We start from the raw sequence: 17,465 nt of genomic DNA on the forward strand, positions 1-17,465 counted from the left end.
CGGTTTTTTATCCGAAAAGCGTAAGCGCCCGTTTAGAGCCGACTAGCGCTGGAGACTTTCAATTTGAACACGCCCTTTGTGTTCAGAGTGAAAGGCGAAGCGTCTCGAGGCTCTGGGCGCTGAAGCTGGACATCGAAAAGCGTATGCGCCCGCTTAGAGCCGACTAGCGCTGGAGACTTTGAGCGCCAAAAGATGGTATCTGTTGTCACATAAAAAAGCAGGTTCCTAGGAACCTGCTCTTAGTTGTTTCAAATGTTCAAAGAAATCAGGATATGAAACTTTGATTGCTTCAGGTAATTCAAGCTGAACAGACCCCTCTGTAATGCAACCTGCGACTGCAAGCATCATTCCAATACGGTGATCACCTAAACTTGAAACCTGTCCACCATGGAGGCGTGTAGGGCCTTCTATAACCATTCCATCTGGTGTTCCTGTTACAGATGCTCCTAACGTTTTTAATGCTTCAACGACTGCATCGATACGGTTTGTTTCTTTTACTTTTAATTCTTCCGCATTTCGAATAACCGTTTTGCCATTAGCCTGCGTAGCAAGTAAAGCAATAACTGGAAGCTCATCAATCAATCTAGGGATCATCTCCCCTTCGATCGTTGTTCCCGAAAGATCGCTAGTACTAATTGTTAAATCAGCCACTTCTTCCTGATTCACAACCCGCTTGTTTTTAATGGACAAAGAAGCTCCCATCTGTTCAAGAACATCTAATATACCTGATCTTGTCTCGTTAATCCCTACGTTTAATAGGGTTAAGGTGCTATTAGGAACGATTGCTCCTGCTACTAGGAAAAATGCAGCTGAGGAGATATCACCAGGTACTTCTACATTTGTAGCGGTTAGATGCTGTCCTCCTTCAACGCTGACAGATAAACCGTCTCTCTTCACTTTGACACCAAAACTTTCTAACATATTTTCAGTGTGGTTTCGTGAACGATGAGTTTCTGTAACCGTTGTAACGCCATCAGCTTGAAGACCCGCAAGAAGAATACCTGACTTCACTTGGGCACTCGCTACAGGTGAATCATATGTAATACCACTAAGATTACCGCCTCTAATCGCTATCGGAGCAAACGTGCCATTCTCTCTCCCATCAATTGCTGCACCCATTTGACTTAATGGAACTGTTACGCGATTCATTGGTCGCTTTGCAATTGACTCATCTCCGGCTAATACAGAATGAAATGGTCTTCCAGCGAGTAAGCCCATCATTAAACGAAAGGTCGTTCCAGAATTCCCTACGTCGAGAAGCTCTGATGGCTCACGAAGACCATCGATACCTTTGCCTTCTACCACTACTGAAGCTCCGTCTTGTTCAATCTGAACACCCATTTGTTTAAAGCAAGAAATCGTACTTAAACAATCTGCCCCAGGAAGAAAATTTGTAATTCGAGTTGTACCTTTTGCAATAGAACCAAACATAATGGCACGATGAGAAATTGATTTATCTCCAGGAATTGTAACTGTTCCTTTAAGACTTTGTGCTTGCACAATCGTTTCCATAGTCACTTACTCCTTATTTATCATCTACATACGTATCGAAGTCATGATCAAGGACCACTTTTGCATTGTCACGGTCTTTTTCTGAGCGAAAACTCACTCTAAGAACACCCATAATATCTTCTCGTGTCTCGATGATTCGAATATTTGTTATTGAAATTTCTTCACTTGCAAGTTTTTGTGTAACGCTAGCGATGACACCAGGCTGGTCTTGAACGTCGAGAAACAAATCATAAAAAGCAGGGATAGCTCCTCTAGATCGAACAGGTAACCCATCCCGAAAGTCCTTAGCGTCTGAGAAGTAATCGTAAATACGATCTCCGTCTTCTTTTTTAATATAACTTTGAATTCGATCTAACTCGAGCTTCAAGTCTTCAGTCATCTGCAGTAAGACAGATTTGTTTCTTAGAAGAATATCACGCCACATCACAGGACTAGCTGATGCTATACGGGTAATATCCCGAAACCCTCCTGCAGCAAACCTCGCTACATTATAGCTCTGATTATTATTTCGATCACTAACAAAGTTAACCAGACTTGCTGCTAATATGTGTGGGAAATGACTAATTAATCCTACTAAATAATCGTGCTCTTCAGCGTCTAATTCAACAAATGTAGCATTAGTTGAACTTAGTAATGCTATTAGAGCATCTAATTTTGATTTGTTGACCGATTCATCAGGTGTCAAAATATAAAAAGCATTCTCAAACAAATGTGATTTTGCTGCTGTTACGCCGGTTTTGTGAGAACCAGCCATCGGGTGACCACCGATAAAGGTAACGGAAGGACTTAAGATTTTTTTAGCATGACTTACAATCGAATGCTTCGTGCTACCCACGTCAGAAATAATCACATTGCTCTTCAAATTGATTTTGGCTAATTGTTCTAAAATTTGTTCTGTTTGAACAACCGGGGCAGCAATCATAATAAAATCAGCGGTTTGAACGGCTTCTTCAAGCGAAGAAGCCGTTTGATCTACAACCCGAAGTGCCATAGCTAGATCCAACTGATTCTGGTTTACATCATACCCCGTAATGACAGCATCGTGATGCCCTGCTTTTATGGCTAGAGCAATTGACCCTCCTATTAATCCAAGGCCAATAACCGCAACATGTTTACTCATGACTGTTCCTTTCTCTTTTCATCAAGAAATTGAGAAAGACAGCTAATGATTTCTTTGTTTTGCTCCTCTGATCCAACTGTTATTCTAGCTGAAGTTGGAAAACCAAGCGCAGAACCAGAACGGACGATGTATCCTTGTTTCATCAAGTATTCAAACACTTCGTCTGCAGGTATACTAAAATCAATTAATACAAAGTTCCCTTGAGAAGGATAAATGGATAAATCGTATTGCTCACAAAAAGCATAATAAAGCTCTCTGCCTTTTTCATTTTCTATTCGACACATATCAATAAACTGCTGATCCTTGAGAGCAGCAATTGCCGCAGCTTGCGCCACACGTGAAGTGTTAAACGGCTCTCGTGAAGGTTCAATTGAGGCGATTACTTCCGGGTTAGCTACTCCATAACCGACGCGAAGAGCAGCAATCCCATATGCTTTAGAAAACGTTCGTAAAACTACAAGGTTTTTATACTCTGAGAGCGCTGATAGCGTATCAGGAAAATTCTTCGCAGTAACATATTCTTTGTAAGCCTCATCCATGACAACTAGAACGTGATCTGGAACCTTTTTCAAAAATGAAAATAGTTCTTCTTCTGGAATATGCTCTCCTGTAGGGTTATTTGGTGAACACACCCAAATGATGCGCGTATTCTCATCAATGGCTTTTAGCATTTCTTCCAGTTGATGCTTTCCTTCAGTCAGTGGAACCTCACGAATTTCTGCATCTTCAATAACTGCGTTATGGCGATATTGAGGAAAAGTTGGTGTAGCCATCACTGTATTAGTTCCTTTTTCAAGATAAGTTCTGCAAAGGATTTGAACGACTTCGTCTGATCCATTACCGAAAACAAGCTGATCTTCATTTACATTAAGATGCTTTGCTACCTCAGTCCGAAGAGAAGCTGCATAGCCATCTGGATAAATGTGTAATTGCGACAGTTCCTTTTCAATGGCTTCTTTCACTGTTTGGGAGGAACCATATGGATTCTCGTTTGAAGCGAGTTTAATTACTTGTTTGAGACCAAGCTCTTTTTTTACTTCCTCAATTGGCTTACCTGGCTTGTAAGGGGTTAACCCTTTCATTTGTCTTTTTGGAATCATGCCTGCACCTCACGAATGGATTTTCACTTTCCCATATGGAGAAATCAAATTTCGTACATATGCCCGAATTTGATCTATCCCTTCTTTCTGGGATGCTTCTTTCTTCAACACTTCCACTTGTTCCTCAACTTGACGAATAATCGCACTACCAACAATAACGCCATCACAGTGCTCTTTTAGCTTTTCAACTTGTTCAGGAGCCGAGACTCCAAAGCCAACCGCAACTGGAATCATACTATGCTCTTTCACTCGATCGAGAAATGTAAAGACTGAGGAATGAAAGTCAGTCCTCGTTCCCGTAACACCGAGTGACGAGACGCAATAAAGAAATCCAGTAGCTTCTTTCGAAATGGCCTGCAGTCTTTTATCTGAAGTTGTTGGCGCAACAAGAGAAATCAGCGCAGTCTCATTAGCATTGCAACTTTCTCTCCACTCTTCACTTTCTTCAAAAGGAAGATCTGGAACTAATAGTCCGTCAATATCATTTTCTCGCACTAAAGCGAAGAAGCGTTCTTCTCCTAATTGTAACAAAAGATTGTAATAAGTAAATATCACAACTGGAATTTCAAGTCCTTTTTCTCGCATTTGTTTCACGAGACCCATCGCTTTCTCAAGGCTCATTCCGTGTTCTAATGCACGTAGTGACGCACGCTGAATCACTGGACCATCTGCTAGAGGATCAGAATATGGAATACCGAGTTCAATTGCATTAGCTCCTTCTTCTTGAAGCATCAATGCTAAATTAATAGTCGTTTCTTCAGTTGGATCACCAGCTACAACAAAAGGTATGAATAGATCGTTTCGTCCATCTACATGTTTCTCAAATCGTTTATTCATTAACGTCACCTCCAAGATGTTCCATTATCGTGTGCACATCCTTATCTCCTCTTCCTGAGAGGCATACAAGAATAACTTCATTTTCGTTCATGTCTGGCGCTTGCTTAATTGCTTCAGATAGCGCATGAGCACTTTCAATCGCCGGAATGATACCTTCCTCTTCAGATAGAACTTTTAATGCATCAAGTGCTTCATTATCAGTAATTCCTGTATATGTCACGCGACCCGTTTCATTTAAATAGGCATGCTCAGGTCCAATTCCAGGATAATCGAGTCCGGCAGAAATTGAATGTGGCTCTTGAATTTGTCCCGTTTCGTTTTGCAATAAGTAAGTAATTGAGCCATGAATAACACCGAGACGACCTTCAGAGAGCGTTGCGGCGTGTTCTCCAGTATGAATCCCCTTACCGGCAGCTTCTACGCCAATCAAGCGAACATCATCTTTAAGAAATGGATAGAACATGCCCATTGCATTACTTCCACCTCCAACACAAGCGATTACCTTATCGGGTAATGCTTCCATTTGTTCGCGTGATTCATCGCCGATCACGCGCTGGAAATCCCTTACCATTTTCGGATAAGGATGCGGGCCAACTACAGAACCAATTAAATAGAACGTATCTTCCACATTTGCTACCCAGTACCGAATCGCTTCATTCGTCGCATCTTTTAACGTTTTGCTACCAGAAGAGACTGGGACAACTTCAGCACCGAGAAGCTTCATTCTGAACACATTCAATTCCTGACGTCTAATATCCTCTTCTCCCATAAACACTTTACATTCTAATCCAAATCGAGCGGCTACAGTTGCAGCTGCAACACCATGCTGGCCAGCACCTGTTTCAGCAACAATTTTTTCTTTCCCCATACGAACGGCAAGAAGAGCCTGTCCAATTGCATTATTTAATTTATGTGCCCCTGTATGGTTAAGATCTTCACGCTTCAAATAAATTTGTGCCCCGCCAAGTCTTTTTGACAAGTTTTCTGCATGTGTAATCGGCGTTGGTCGACCTGAATATTTTTTCAGTTCCTCATGATAACTCGTCATAAATTGTTCGTCTGCCATTGCTTCGTTTAGCGATTGTTCTAATTCTTCTAACGCATACATCGCTGTTTCCGGAACATATTTACCGCCGTATCTTCCATATCTACCGCGTTGATCAGGTACAGTTGTTGACATTGTTATCCCAGCCTTTCGATTATGGTGTTCATTTTCGTTTTATCTTTCCTATCATCGGTTTCGATTCCACTTGATACATCTATTCCATCTGGATGGTAGCTTATCAATTCTTGAACATTATCTGGCTTTACTCCACCTGCTACAAATAAAGGCACCCTTTGCTCAGCCGCTTCAGCCTGATATGACGGGATAGAATCCCAATCAAATCGTTTTCCGGTTCCTCCCCATTGTCCAGGTAGTTTGGTGTCAACGATATATCCGTCAGCGATACCTTCGTACCGTTTCATTTCATCTAGAGATCTTTTACCATGATGAATCACTTTCCAAATCGTTTTCCCTGTCATTTGTTTAATCTTGGCCGCGAAAGCTGGTGTTTCATTACCATGGAGTTGGAGAATATCAAGCGGTACTTCACTTACCGTTTGCGCTAACTCTTCTAATTCCGGGTTCACAAACACCCCTACAATTTTCGTATCATTCAGCGGTGGATAATCGCTTAACCAACCTTTAACTTGTTCATCCGTAACGCGCCGTACGCTATTTGCAAAAATAAATCCTGCATATGGGACACCGCTCACTCTTACGCTCTCCCAATCCTCTAACGAGCGATTACCGCACAGCTTAAGTTCAGGCTTTCTCATGAACTGTTTCACCAAACAAATGCTTAATTCCCTTTTCATAAGTACCATCTCTCATAAGGGCCTCACCTACTAGTACGGCTTTCGCTCCCGCACTTTTCACGTCTTTAATATCCTCGTAAGTTGATATGCCGCTTTCGCTAATCATCAATGTTGACTGAGGAATATACTGGCTGAGTGAGTGTGTTTGTTTAGTAGACGTTTCAAATGTTGCGAGATTACGATTGTTAATTCCTATGACTTCTGGAGTAAAGTGATCAGTAAGCGCTTCAAGCTCTTCTTTGGAATGTACTTCAACAAGGCATTCTAATCCTAAATTTGAAGCATAATCATAAAATTCCTTGGTCTTTATTGCGCCAAGCGCTCGCACAATTAATAGAATAGCATCTGCACCAATACGTTTACTCTCTTCAATTTGTCTTTTATCAATAATAAAGTCTTTCCGTAAAACCGGTAAAGACACGTGCTTTTTAACTTCTGTTAGGAAGGAATTTGCCCCCATAAAGAATGACTCATCCGTTAAAACAGAAATGGCATCCGCTCCTGCTTTTTCATAAGCTTTAGCTACTTCTACAGGATCAAAGTTGGCGTTGATAATACCTTTTGAAGGAGAGGCTTTTTTCACTTCTGCAATCAATCCTAATTCATGCGTTGGCTTACGCAAACTTCCTAAAAATGAAACATTTGTCACTTTTTCATCATCCGGCATAATAAACCGTTCCATCTCTTCGTGCTTCACTTTAATAATTTGATCAAGCATGAACATTCAACTCCTTGTTTGCGCTTAATGCATTTAGTTGCTTTCGACCAGTACCATTCATAATGGCTTCTTTAGCCATCTGCACACCTTCTTTAATAGTTGCACACGCTCCTGCAAGGTAGAGAGCTGCTCCAGCATTATAGAGAACAATTCCAGTGCTAGCTTCATTTCCTTCATCGTTAAAAATTCGTTCAATTAAACTCGCACTTTCTTTTGAAGTGTTGACCACTAAATCCTGAGCGTTACCTGTTGATAGACCAACTTCTTCTGGTGTGTGGCGATAAGTCATGATCTCACCATTTCTTAATTCGACAAAATCAGTGTAAGTTGAAATAGAACACTCATCGATTCCTTCCCCACCAGTCACCAGTAAAGCGCGTTTTGTTCCTAGACGCTTTAATGCTTTCGCCATTTTCAATGCTTTGTCATGACTATAAACACCAATTAGCTGTGACTGACTACCGGCTGGATTTGCTAGCGGCCCTAGGCTATTAAAAACCGTTCTAAAACCAATCGCTTTTCGAGCACTTACAGCGTGCTTCATAGCTACATGGTAATTCGGAGCAAATAGGAAACACATGTTTCTTTCCTTCAGAGTTGCAACAGCTTCGCTACGACTTGATTGTGTAGGGATACCGAGCTCATCAAGAACATCTGCGCTACCACTCTTAGAGGAAACAGCTTTATTACCGTGTTTCGCAACTTTGACACCCAGACTAGATACGAGTATGGCCGAAGCAGTTGAAATATTGAAGGTAGAGTGGCCGTCCCCTCCTGTACCACAAGTATCGATTAGCGGCAGTCCGCCATGATCAAGCTGAACAACATGGTTTCGAAGGGAGCGAACAAACCCAGTCAATTCATCAACCGTTTCTCCCCTCATTTGGAGAATGGTTAGGAAGCTAGCAATTTGTGCATCATTCGCTCTTCCTTCCATAATAACATCCATGACCTGTTCTGCTATGGATTCAGCCAGCGTGTGCCCCTCCATCATTCTGCTTAATTGTTCTTTAAACATTTAGCTGCTCCTCCTTTTTGTCGAAAATGGCTTCCGCTACCTGAATCGCTTTAATTAGAGCACTCGCCTTATTTCGCGTCTCTTCCCATTCGCTCTCAGGTACGGAATCAGCTACGATCCCTGCTCCTGCTTGCACGTATGCTGTACCGTCTTTGATCACCATTGTTCGAATGGCGATACATGAATCAACATTGCCATCAAATCCTATATATCCAATAGCTCCTGAATAAATGGATCGCGAAGTTGGTTCAAGCTCGTTCAATATTTGCATCGCCCTTACTTTTGGCGCACCAGAAACTGTACCTGCAGGAAAGGAGGCTACTACCGCATCTAAACTAGTAAATCGAGGTGCCAAAACACCTGTTACTTTAGAAATAATGTGCATCACATGAGAGAAGCGTCCAATGTCCATTAACTGTGGTACTGAAACACTTCCGTATTCCGCTACTCTCCCAACGTCATTTCTTGCAAGATCGACGAGCATATAGTGCTCTGCTCGTTCCTTCTCATCTTCAAGCAATTCTTCAGCGAGCTCATTATCTTCTTGAGCTGTTTTTCCACGTTTTCTCGTCCCTGCAATTGGATCGATCTCAATTTTCCCATCTTGTACCTGAACTAATTTCTCAGGTGAACTACCGATGATTTCTACATCGTTCATTTTTAAATAAAACATATATGGTGATGGGTTAATGACTCGGAGAACTCGATAAAGATCTAATCCTCCAATGGTGACATCTTTTTCAAACCTTTGAGATAATACCGCCTGGAAGACATCCCCTTCTTCAATATAAGATTTTATTTTATTAACATCATTTAAGAATTGCTGCTTTTCATAGTTCGATTTAATTTCAGAGAAATCCACTTCATGTGAAGCATCTTCAGGAAGAAGCATCACTTCACCTTGATTAGGCTTTGATGCAAGAGAGACAAGTTCTTCCATAATCGAAAAAGCATCGGTATAAACTCGTTCAACATCTAAAGCCTCTTTTACCCTGGCGTGATGACAAACTGTTAATCGCTTTAAATGATGATCATAGATTAATAAATTCTCACAAACCATAAAATGAACTAACGGCATATCTTCGTCCCGGTCAGGATGAACTGGAATTTTGTCAAATTGACTAACAGCATCATAGCCAATATAGCCAACAGCTCCACCATAAAAAGGGAAGTCGTGATCTGGTAGCTTAGGATTTAAATATTCAAATAGTGCTTTTACTCCTGACTGGAAATCATTTCGTTGAAGGATTCTATTCCCATCCACATCATTAACAGAGAAAACACCTTTTTGTTCAACCAGGGAATAGACTGGATCTACTCCTATAAATGAATAGCGTGACCAGCTTGACTCTTGATCACTACTCTCTAATAGAAAGCTTGCTCGTTTACCTATATTTTGAAAAATTTGAATGGGTGTTGTCGTATCAAGGAAATACGACTTCATTAATGGGATCATCCCGTAAGTTTCGGAATCCCTTTGAAAAGAAGAATAATTTGAAGTCAACTTTCTCACCTCTCCATTGTTAGTCATGGAGAATGGAAAAGCTGAGTAATCCGAGGATAAAAATGTGGTATAACAAAGAACAGACTGTAATTGTCTGAATGTTACCAATATCGAAAAAAGGTATAATAAAACCCCCTAATAACCTCAGGGGGTGTATAAACGTATCCCTCTAAGCTCTCCTCAACTCAACTATCCTATTCTCTGCTCTCTCAACTCGTAATACCTAATCGTGCCTCTGCTCTAAAACTTATTTCTATCCTAGTATGATGAATCTGATTTGTCAACTCGCAAGATCTGGACGAAGTGACACAGCTTTCTCTAAATAAATGTGATTAATTTCATCCTGGTCAATTGTTGTATTCACCGTCATTAACAGTCGAATACACAGCGGTAGCGCTCCTTGAACAGGGATTTCTGATGAGCAAAGCAACGGAACGTTTGACCACCCTTTAAATGCTCGAACTGCTTCTGCAGGGAATACAGCATCTAAATCCCCAGTCATCGTAAACTGAATGGACGCCACCATAGCAGGATCGATTTTATTATGTTCGATTAGTTGTTCTAGTAATGTCGTCGTTGCATGAATAATTTCATCTTTTTCATTAAGGTTAACTGTTGTTGCTCCTCTAACCCCTCGAATCAATGTGCTCCACTCCCTTCCATACTAGATCGAAGCAGTTCAAGGGCAGATTCATCGTCTATTATCACCTTAACAGGCTGACCGATCTTCTTTAATAAAACAAATTGTAATGTTTTGTTTTCCGCTTTTTTGTCTTTCTTCATCCGGCCAACTAATTTGTGACTACTAAGCTCATTCGGAACCGCAGTAGGAAGACCGATATCTTGAAACCATTTCGTTATTTCATCCATACGAAACGTTGTTTGAAAATATTCCTCACTTAGTTTGAGGGCATAGATCATACCAATAGCAACCGCTTCTCCGTGTGTCATTTTTCCATATCCAAGCTCTGATTCAATCGCGTGACCTAGTGTATGACCAAAATTCAAGTAAGCTCTGATTCCTTGTTCGCGCTCATCTTCCTTCACAATTGCGCCTTTGACACTAATACCCTTCTTAATAATGAATTGAAGCTCTTCATCTGTGTAGTCCTGAACTTTCTTTCCTCTATCCATTAGCCATTGTAAAAACGATTCATCATGTATGAGCGCATGCTTGATCACTTCACTAAATCCAGAACGCCATTCGCGATCTGGAAGGGTTCTTAGACACTCCGTATCATAAATAACGGCTGATGGCTGATGAAAGGCACCAATTAAATTCTTACCGACTTCATGGTTAATCCCTGTTTTGCCACCAACGCTTGAGTCATGAGCTAGTAACGTAGTTGGAATTTGAATAAATTCAATTCCTCTCATGTATGTAGCGGCAGCAAAGCCGGCTAGATCACCTACTACCCCACCACCAAGAGCGATGATGCAGGCTTTTCGATCCAACTCAGCTTTAAGTAATGCCGTCATTACCTCATGGTACATAGCGAAAGATTTCGATTCTTCTCCAGAAGGAACAACGAAAGTCCGGATATTCTCATGTCCTTGAATTGATGATAAATATCTTGCTTCAACTGCTTCATCTGTAATAATGAAAAAACTTGAGTAAGAAGCGTAATCAATCAGATCTCTCCATTTGTTTCGAATCCCAGTTCCAATATGAACAGAATAACATCCCCCATTTGTATCAATCTTTAAACTGTCCATCCTTAAAACTCCCGGCTATATGTCCTGAAGCGTTCAAGCGCATCTGCAATTTCTTCAATACGATCATGACCAAACTTATCAAGAATTGAACACGCTACTTCCCATGCGACAACATTCTCAGCAACAACGCTTGCGGCTGGAACCGCACAGCTATCAGATCGTTCTATACTCGCTTGGAATGGCTCTTTTGAATCGATATCTACACTTTGCAGTGGTTTGTATAATGTTGGAATAGGTTTCATAACCCCTTTCACAACGATAGGCATACCGGTTGTCATACCACCTTCAAAACCACCAAGGCGATTTGTTTTACGTGTGTATCCCTCTTCCTCAGACCATTGAATTTCATCATGGACTTCACTTCCAGGAATTTTTGCTGCATCAAAACCTATTCCAAATTCAACACCTTTGAATGCATTAATACTCATAACAGCACCAGCAATTTTCGAATCAAGCTTTCGATCATAGTGAACATGACTTCCAAGACCTACAGGCAATCCTTCTACGATCACTTCGACGATTCCACCAATTGAGTCGCCATTTTTCTTTGCATCATCAATTGCTTCCATCATTTTCTGACCAGCTACTTCATCAAGGCTTCGAACAGGCGATTCTTCTGAAACACGCTGAATTTCTTCAAGAGACATACCACCATCGTATTGACTCTCAATTCCTCCAATCATGCGCACGTGCCCAGCCACCTTAATACCAAGTGTCTTAAGTAGTTTTTTAGCTACAGCTCCAGCAGCAACTCTTACTGTTGTTTCTCTAGCAGATGACCGTTCTAACACGTTTCTCATATCTCGATGATTGTATTTAATAGCGCCGTTTAAATCTGCATGACCAGGTCGCGGACGTGAGATTTGACGCTTCATGTTTTCTTCTTGTTCTTTTGTTAATGGTTCAGCACCCATGTAATTTTTCCAATGTGTCCAGTCTTTATTTTCTACGACAAGTGCAACTGGAGCACCAGTTGATTTCGCGTGACGAACACCACTTAGAATTTGAACCTGATCCTTCTCAATTTGCATACGGCGACCTCTCCCGTATCCAAGTTGGCGCCTCGCAAGTTCTGTATTAATATCTTCTGCTACTAGCTCAAGACCAGAAGGAAGTCCTTCAAGTATTGTCGTTAGCTGTGGTCCGTGTGATTCTCCTGCTGTTAAGTATCTCATCTCTATCTCCTCCATTTTGCTTTGGCGCTTTTACGTACTACTATATCACACCATCTAAAATTCGTGTAATTATTTTTAACTTTTTCAATAATGGTTGGGCATATCCTAACATAATTTAACTAAAAAAACACAATTTTTTATTCTTCCTCTCTGTTAAGATCCCCTCCTTGCTACTACTGTTAACCACGTTATGTTTATAGTTAAGAGCGATACTTGATTGCCTCATAAGCCATATTTCGTTACAGTTGACGGTATAGTTTAACTTAAGGAAGTGTACAGATGGAAATTACAAACCTAACCGCTCAATCCATGGCCAAAAAAATAATGACAAAAGAACTTTCACCTGTTGAAGTTGTGCAAAGTCATCTTGAACGAATAAAACAATTGAATCCTAAATTCAACTTATTTATCACTATTTTCGAAGAAGAAGCTTTAAAAGAAGCAAAAGGAGCTGAGGAAGAGCTGATGAAAAGTGGAGTACGTGGTCCTTTACACGGAATCCCACTCGCCCTTAAAGACCTCACCCCCGTAACTGGTCGCCTTACTACCTTTGGCTCCCCAATTTTTAAAGATCACACTGCCCAATCAGAACCAACGATAGTTAAAAGGATTCGTGATGCTGGTGCAATCATCATTGGAAAAACGAACACTCCTGAATTTGGACATAAAGGTACGACAGATAACCTTTTAGCTGGGCCAGCGAAAAATCCATGGGATTCATCTAGAACTGCCGGTGGCTCTAGTGGTGGATCGGCTGCTGCAGTAGCAAGCAAATGCGTTCCGTTGGCAGAGGGAAGTGACGGTGGCGGATCGATTCGAATTCCTTCGAGTCTTAATGGCATTATCGGCCTCAAACCAACATTTGGCCGCGTTCCATTCGATAGTTCACCGATCAATCGCTTCGGAACTACACAGCCTTTTGTACATTATGGTCCAATGGCGAGATCTACGGAAGACGCGGCATTACTTCTATCGGTTATGGAAGGTTACGAACCAAATGACCCTTACTCGGTTCCAGTACCAGAAAGTAACCTACAACAAGAAATGCAGCTGGGAGTGAAAGGAAAGAAATTTGCCTATACAGAGGATTTCGGGTTATACCCATATGACCCAATGATTCTAGGCCCAATTGAAGAAGCTATTTCCATATTACGTGATCAAGGGGCAATAGTAGAAAAAATCCCCTTCCAGTTTGAGATGAAATTAGAAGAATTAATTTCTTTCTTTAATAAAATGTGGTTTGCGGGGTTAGCGTCTGCTTACGGATCCCTTTACGACCGTTTCCCATCTCAATTTAGCTCATCTGTCTCTAACATGATTGAAGCAGGCAGAAAGCTCAGTGCAGTAGAATTGAGAGAAACTGAAATGAAGAGAACACAAGTGTGGAACATCATCCAAAAAGAACTTAATCGTTTTGATGCCATTCTCTCTCCTGTAGTTGGGGTAACCGCTTTTTCACACCAGATCGAAGGACCCGATCGGATTAACGGAAAAGCATCCGCCCCTATTTCTGACTGGATGATGACACAGCTTTATAATTGTACCGGGCACCCGGCTATATCAATACCCGTTGGTTTAGCACATTCAGGCTTACCAGTAGGTCTTCAAGCGGCATCTAAGAAATTTAACGATAGTTTATTGCTTCGAATTGCACATACTATTGAAATCGAAAAAGTTTTCCAATTTCCAAACTTATAACTTAAGACTTCATGTAATAAAAGAATCCGGACTAGTTGTCCGGATTCTTTTATATAAGCGCTTTCATTTTGTTGCAAAAAATCAAACCCACTTTGAGATCGTTTTCGCATACTCATTTAGTTCATTTTCATTAAAAAATAAAGCAATTTCTCTTTCAGCACTTTCTGGAGAATCTGAACCGTGAATGACATTCATACTTACTTGCACTCCATGGTCACCACGTATCGTTCCTGGACTTGCATCTTTCGGATTTGTTGCCCCCATCATTGTACGTGCTGTTGAGATGACGTTCTCACCTTCCCAAACCATCGCAAAGACAGGACCTGATGTAATGAAATCTACTAGTTCGCCGAAGAATGGACGCTCTTTATGTTCGCCGTAGTGAGTTTCTGCAAGGTCTTTTGAAACCGTCATCAATTTCGCTCCCACTAAGTTAAAGCCTTTATTCTCGAAGCGTGATACAATCCCACCAATTAAATTACGTTGAACCCCGTCAGGTTTTACCATTAGAAATGTTTTCTCCACAAAAATCTCCTCACTTTCAACACTTTATATGTATAGGGCAGAAAGCATTTTTCTGCCCTTCAAAATTCTATCAAATATTCGCAAAAATAACAACATTTCCTTTTAATGTTTCCGTTTGCCTATATATTCTGCGATTTGTCTAAGTGAGGTTCTAGCAGAATGCGAAGGTAATTGATTCAATTCATGAAACGCCTTTTGAAGATAGCGATCACTAATGTCCCGTGCGTGCTCAATACCTCCAGAAGACTTTACAATGCTTATGACTTGATTTACTTGCTCCTGAGAAGCATAGAGTTCTTCTGAGAACACATTCATGATTTCTTCCTTGTTACCTTGATTCATGGCATAAAGCACCGGTAACGTAATATTCCCCTGTAATAAATCGCCACCAGCGGGCTTTCCAAGCTGCTTAACCGTTCCTGTGTAGTCCAAAATATCATCCGTGATTTGGTAGGACATTCCAACGTAATAACCGAACTTTTTAAGATGAAGCTGTTCTGCTTTCGAAGCACCTGCTGCTACAGCACCAAGTTCACAAGAGGTAGCAATAAGTAGAGCGGTTTTCCGCTTGATTCTCCGAAAATAATCTCGTACATTTTGATTCCAGTTAAATTGATCACGAATTTGTTCAATTTCACCTATGCTCATCTCAAGAATCGCAGTAGATAAAATGGTATTGGCAGCTGGTTCTTTCAATTCTGTAACGAGCTCAATCGCTCGTGCAAAAATATAGTCCCCAGTATACATCGCCACACGATTATCCCATTTGGCTTTAATCGTTTTAGCCCCTCTTCTCATTTCTGCATCATCGATCACATCGTCATGTACGAGAGAAGCCATATGAATAAGTTCAAGTGCCACTGCCACATTCTTCATAAGTGGCAAATTATAATCCCCAAATTTACCTGAGAGCAAAACGAAAACAGGACGGATTCGTTTCCCTCCAGCTTTTAATAGGTGGTTAGAAGCATCCCGGAGAACAGGATGGTGAGCATCTACCGTTTGCTCCAGTTCGGATTCAATAAAAGATAAATCTTTTTTTAAAGAAGCGTATATCGTTTTTAATTTCATGAGATCCACCTTACTGATTTTCACAAAATATCTGTTCTCTTTTATGGTTTGATTGGCTTAAATCCTCTATGCATCGCTGCAACGCCACCTGAGTATGGCTTTATGTCTACACGGCTAAATCCATTTTGAAAGAAAAGTTGCTTTAATTCATCGCGTCCAGGGAATGTGCTTGCTGATTCCTGTAACCATGAATACTCTTCGTAACTCTTCGCAAAAACTTTACCTAGCACCGGCATTACGTGTTTAAAGTAACCATAATACACCTGTCTGAATACTGGAATCGTAGGTTGACTTGTCTCTAGACAAACCACCTGACCACCCGGTTTTACTACCCGAAACATTTCTTTAATAACTTGATTGTAATCCGGTACATTACGGAGTCCAAAGCCAATTGTCACATAGTCAAAGGAATTATCTTCAAAAGGGAGATTCATCGCATTTCCATGAAGAAGTGTAACATTATCTTTTTTCTTTTCCCTGACTTTCACTTGACCTACTTCAAGCATATTTTCGCTAAAATCAAGTCCAATTGCCGTTCCGCTTTTACCGACGGCATCTGCCATAGCCAGTGTCCAGTCTGCAGTACCACAGCAAACGTCTAAAGCTGTTGTTCCCTTCTGAACGTCCATCAGTCGCATTGTATCTTTACGCCATGCTTTATGACGTTGAAAACTAATCACAGAATTCATGACATCATATCGCTTTGATATGGTTTGAAATACGTCGTGAACTCGTTCTTCTTTAGATGAAGCCATTCTTTATCCCTCTTCCGCCATTTTCTTTTCCTGTATGCCCAGTAAACCCCAATTATATTCAAATCGCTTCTGAAACAGATGATGAAGCTCTGAATGGTTATGAAGTAGCTGATCCATCTCTTTCTTCGCATGTGAAATATAAGAGTCCAGGACAATTCTTACTTTAGAAACTTGATTGGTTGTAAGCTTCGCATCTTTAACCGATAGAAGCGTAGCAGCAATCTTATAAAGGACATCGGACCCAGATTGAATGAGCCCCTTCTTACGTTCAACAAGAAGACGGTTCATATAAAAATAGTGAGTTCCAAAATTGCTCCAGTTATTTAAACCATAATGTTCAGCAACTTTCCGAACTAATATAGACTCAATCGTCTTTATGTTATCAAAGACGGATTCAATTGATGTATAGTCCGTTTGATAAAAAGCCATCTTTGCCTCATTTATTTCCTGAATGGCCTCTGAAAGAGTACGAATCAGACCATTATCTCCCCACTTAGAAAGAATATGATAATACATGCTACTAAAATAGTCACCAGCAAGCACCGTTAGCTGACGATTTTTCCGTTCACTTTCGTTCTCAATATTATCGAGTGAGATTAATTCATGCGTATCAAGTGCAATCTGCACAAGCATGATGGACAGGAGCGTATCCTGCTTTCTTTTATGTTCGAGCTTCGCTTGTTCTAATATGCCATAGAACACATATAGCTTCTCTTCATCAATAACTGGAAAATCAATAAATCGAAGCAAATATGAATGGGATAGGCGAGACTGAAGCATGTCTCGAACTCCTGCTATTTTTTTATGTGTACTTTCTTTCGGATTTGTCATATCCCATACCCCTTACATGTCTTCC

17 protein-coding genes are annotated in these 17,465 nt (G+C 40.8%); 1 reads left to right on the top strand and 16 read right to left on the bottom strand.

All coding sequences use genetic code 11. The annotated features are described in order from the left end of the window. Window positions 1–225: 225 nt before the first annotated feature. From aroA to aroC, 12 genes are all read right to left on the bottom strand, one after another. A complete protein-coding gene (gene aroA / locus IQ283_RS20570) occupies window positions 226–1,512 on the bottom strand; it encodes a 3-phosphoshikimate 1-carboxyvinyltransferase (protein ID WP_194221916.1) in 1,287 nt (428 codons plus the stop codon). Between the two features lie 13 nt (window positions 1,513–1,525). Further along, window positions 1,526–2,632: a prephenate dehydrogenase gene (locus IQ283_RS20575; RefSeq protein ID WP_194221917.1), complete on the bottom strand. Its 1,107-nt coding sequence runs from the start codon at window positions 2,630–2,632 to the stop codon at window positions 1,526–1,528. Next, window positions 2,629–3,732, bottom strand: coding sequence for a histidinol-phosphate transaminase (gene hisC, locus IQ283_RS20580; protein ID WP_194221918.1), 1,104 nt, complete (start codon window positions 3,730–3,732; stop codon window positions 2,629–2,631). Before hisC ends, IQ283_RS20575 begins: the two co-directional genes overlap by 4 nt. A gap of 9 nt (window positions 3,733–3,741) precedes the next feature. Next, on the bottom strand, window positions 3,742–4,569 hold the full coding sequence (trpA, locus tag IQ283_RS20585; RefSeq protein WP_194221919.1) for a tryptophan synthase subunit alpha: 828 nt from the start codon (window positions 4,567–4,569) through the stop codon (window positions 3,742–3,744). After that, complete coding sequence (trpB, locus tag IQ283_RS20590; RefSeq protein WP_194221920.1) at window positions 4,562–5,749, bottom strand: tryptophan synthase subunit beta; 1,188 nt, start codon at window positions 5,747–5,749, stop codon at window positions 4,562–4,564. The genes trpA and trpB overlap by 8 nt, the downstream gene beginning before the upstream one ends. Window positions 5,750–5,751: 2 nt before the next feature. Further along, window positions 5,752–6,390, bottom strand: coding sequence for a phosphoribosylanthranilate isomerase (locus IQ283_RS20595; protein WP_194221921.1), 639 nt, complete (start codon window positions 6,388–6,390; stop codon window positions 5,752–5,754). After that, window positions 6,377–7,147, bottom strand: coding sequence for an indole-3-glycerol phosphate synthase TrpC (trpC, locus tag IQ283_RS20600; RefSeq protein ID WP_194221922.1), 771 nt, complete (start codon window positions 7,145–7,147; stop codon window positions 6,377–6,379). Before trpC ends, IQ283_RS20595 begins: the two co-directional genes overlap by 14 nt. Continuing rightward, complete coding sequence (gene trpD / locus IQ283_RS20605; protein ID WP_194221923.1) at window positions 7,140–8,165, bottom strand: anthranilate phosphoribosyltransferase; 1,026 nt, start codon at window positions 8,163–8,165, stop codon at window positions 7,140–7,142. The genes trpC and trpD overlap by 8 nt, the downstream gene beginning before the upstream one ends. Continuing rightward, on the bottom strand, window positions 8,158–9,609 hold the full coding sequence (trpE, locus tag IQ283_RS20610; RefSeq protein WP_242057404.1) for an anthranilate synthase component I: 1,452 nt from the start codon (window positions 9,607–9,609) through the stop codon (window positions 8,158–8,160). The genes trpD and trpE overlap by 8 nt, the downstream gene beginning before the upstream one ends. 340 nt (window positions 9,610–9,949) lie before the next feature. Beyond that, complete coding sequence (gene aroH, locus IQ283_RS20615) at window positions 9,950–10,312, bottom strand: chorismate mutase (RefSeq protein WP_194221924.1); 363 nt, start codon at window positions 10,310–10,312, stop codon at window positions 9,950–9,952. Beyond that, entirely contained in the window at window positions 10,309–11,385 is a 1,077-nt protein-coding gene (gene aroB / locus IQ283_RS20620) for a 3-dehydroquinate synthase (protein WP_194221925.1), read from the bottom strand. Before aroB ends, aroH begins: the two co-directional genes overlap by 4 nt. A 2-nt stretch (window positions 11,386–11,387) precedes the next feature. Further along, complete coding sequence (aroC, locus tag IQ283_RS20625) at window positions 11,388–12,560, bottom strand: chorismate synthase (protein ID WP_194221926.1); 1,173 nt, start codon at window positions 12,558–12,560, stop codon at window positions 11,388–11,390. Between the two features lie 279 nt (window positions 12,561–12,839). Between aroC and IQ283_RS20630 the strand changes: the two genes are divergently transcribed. Beyond that, window positions 12,840–14,258, top strand: coding sequence for an amidase (locus IQ283_RS20630; protein ID WP_194221927.1), 1,419 nt, complete (start codon window positions 12,840–12,842; stop codon window positions 14,256–14,258). Window positions 14,259–14,339: 81 nt separating this feature from the next. On the opposite strand, the gene ndk is transcribed toward IQ283_RS20630, so the two are convergent. The 4 genes from ndk to IQ283_RS20650 all read right to left on the bottom strand — a co-directional run bounded on the left by ndk (window position 14,340) and on the right by IQ283_RS20650 (window position 17,440). After that, on the bottom strand, window positions 14,340–14,783 hold the full coding sequence (gene ndk, locus IQ283_RS20635) for a nucleoside-diphosphate kinase (RefSeq protein WP_194221928.1): 444 nt from the start codon (window positions 14,781–14,783) through the stop codon (window positions 14,340–14,342). 102 nt (window positions 14,784–14,885) lie between these two features. Then, on the bottom strand, window positions 14,886–15,854 hold the full coding sequence (gene hepT / locus IQ283_RS20640; protein WP_194221929.1) for a heptaprenyl diphosphate synthase component II: 969 nt from the start codon (window positions 15,852–15,854) through the stop codon (window positions 14,886–14,888). A gap of 41 nt (window positions 15,855–15,895) precedes the next feature. Beyond that, window positions 15,896–16,609 carry a demethylmenaquinone methyltransferase gene (locus IQ283_RS20645; RefSeq protein ID WP_194221930.1) on the bottom strand — a complete coding sequence of 238 codons (714 nt, stop codon included), beginning with the start codon at window positions 16,607–16,609 and terminating at the stop codon, window positions 15,896–15,898. A 3-nt stretch (window positions 16,610–16,612) separates the two neighbouring features. Next, complete coding sequence (locus IQ283_RS20650; RefSeq protein ID WP_194221931.1) at window positions 16,613–17,440, bottom strand: heptaprenyl diphosphate synthase component 1; 828 nt, start codon at window positions 17,438–17,440, stop codon at window positions 16,613–16,615. Window positions 17,441–17,465: the final 25 nt, after the last annotated feature.

Source organism: Pseudalkalibacillus hwajinpoensis, assembly GCF_015234585.1.
Taxonomy (GTDB): domain Bacteria; phylum Bacillota; class Bacilli; order Bacillales; family Guptibacillaceae; genus Guptibacillus; species Guptibacillus hwajinpoensis_B.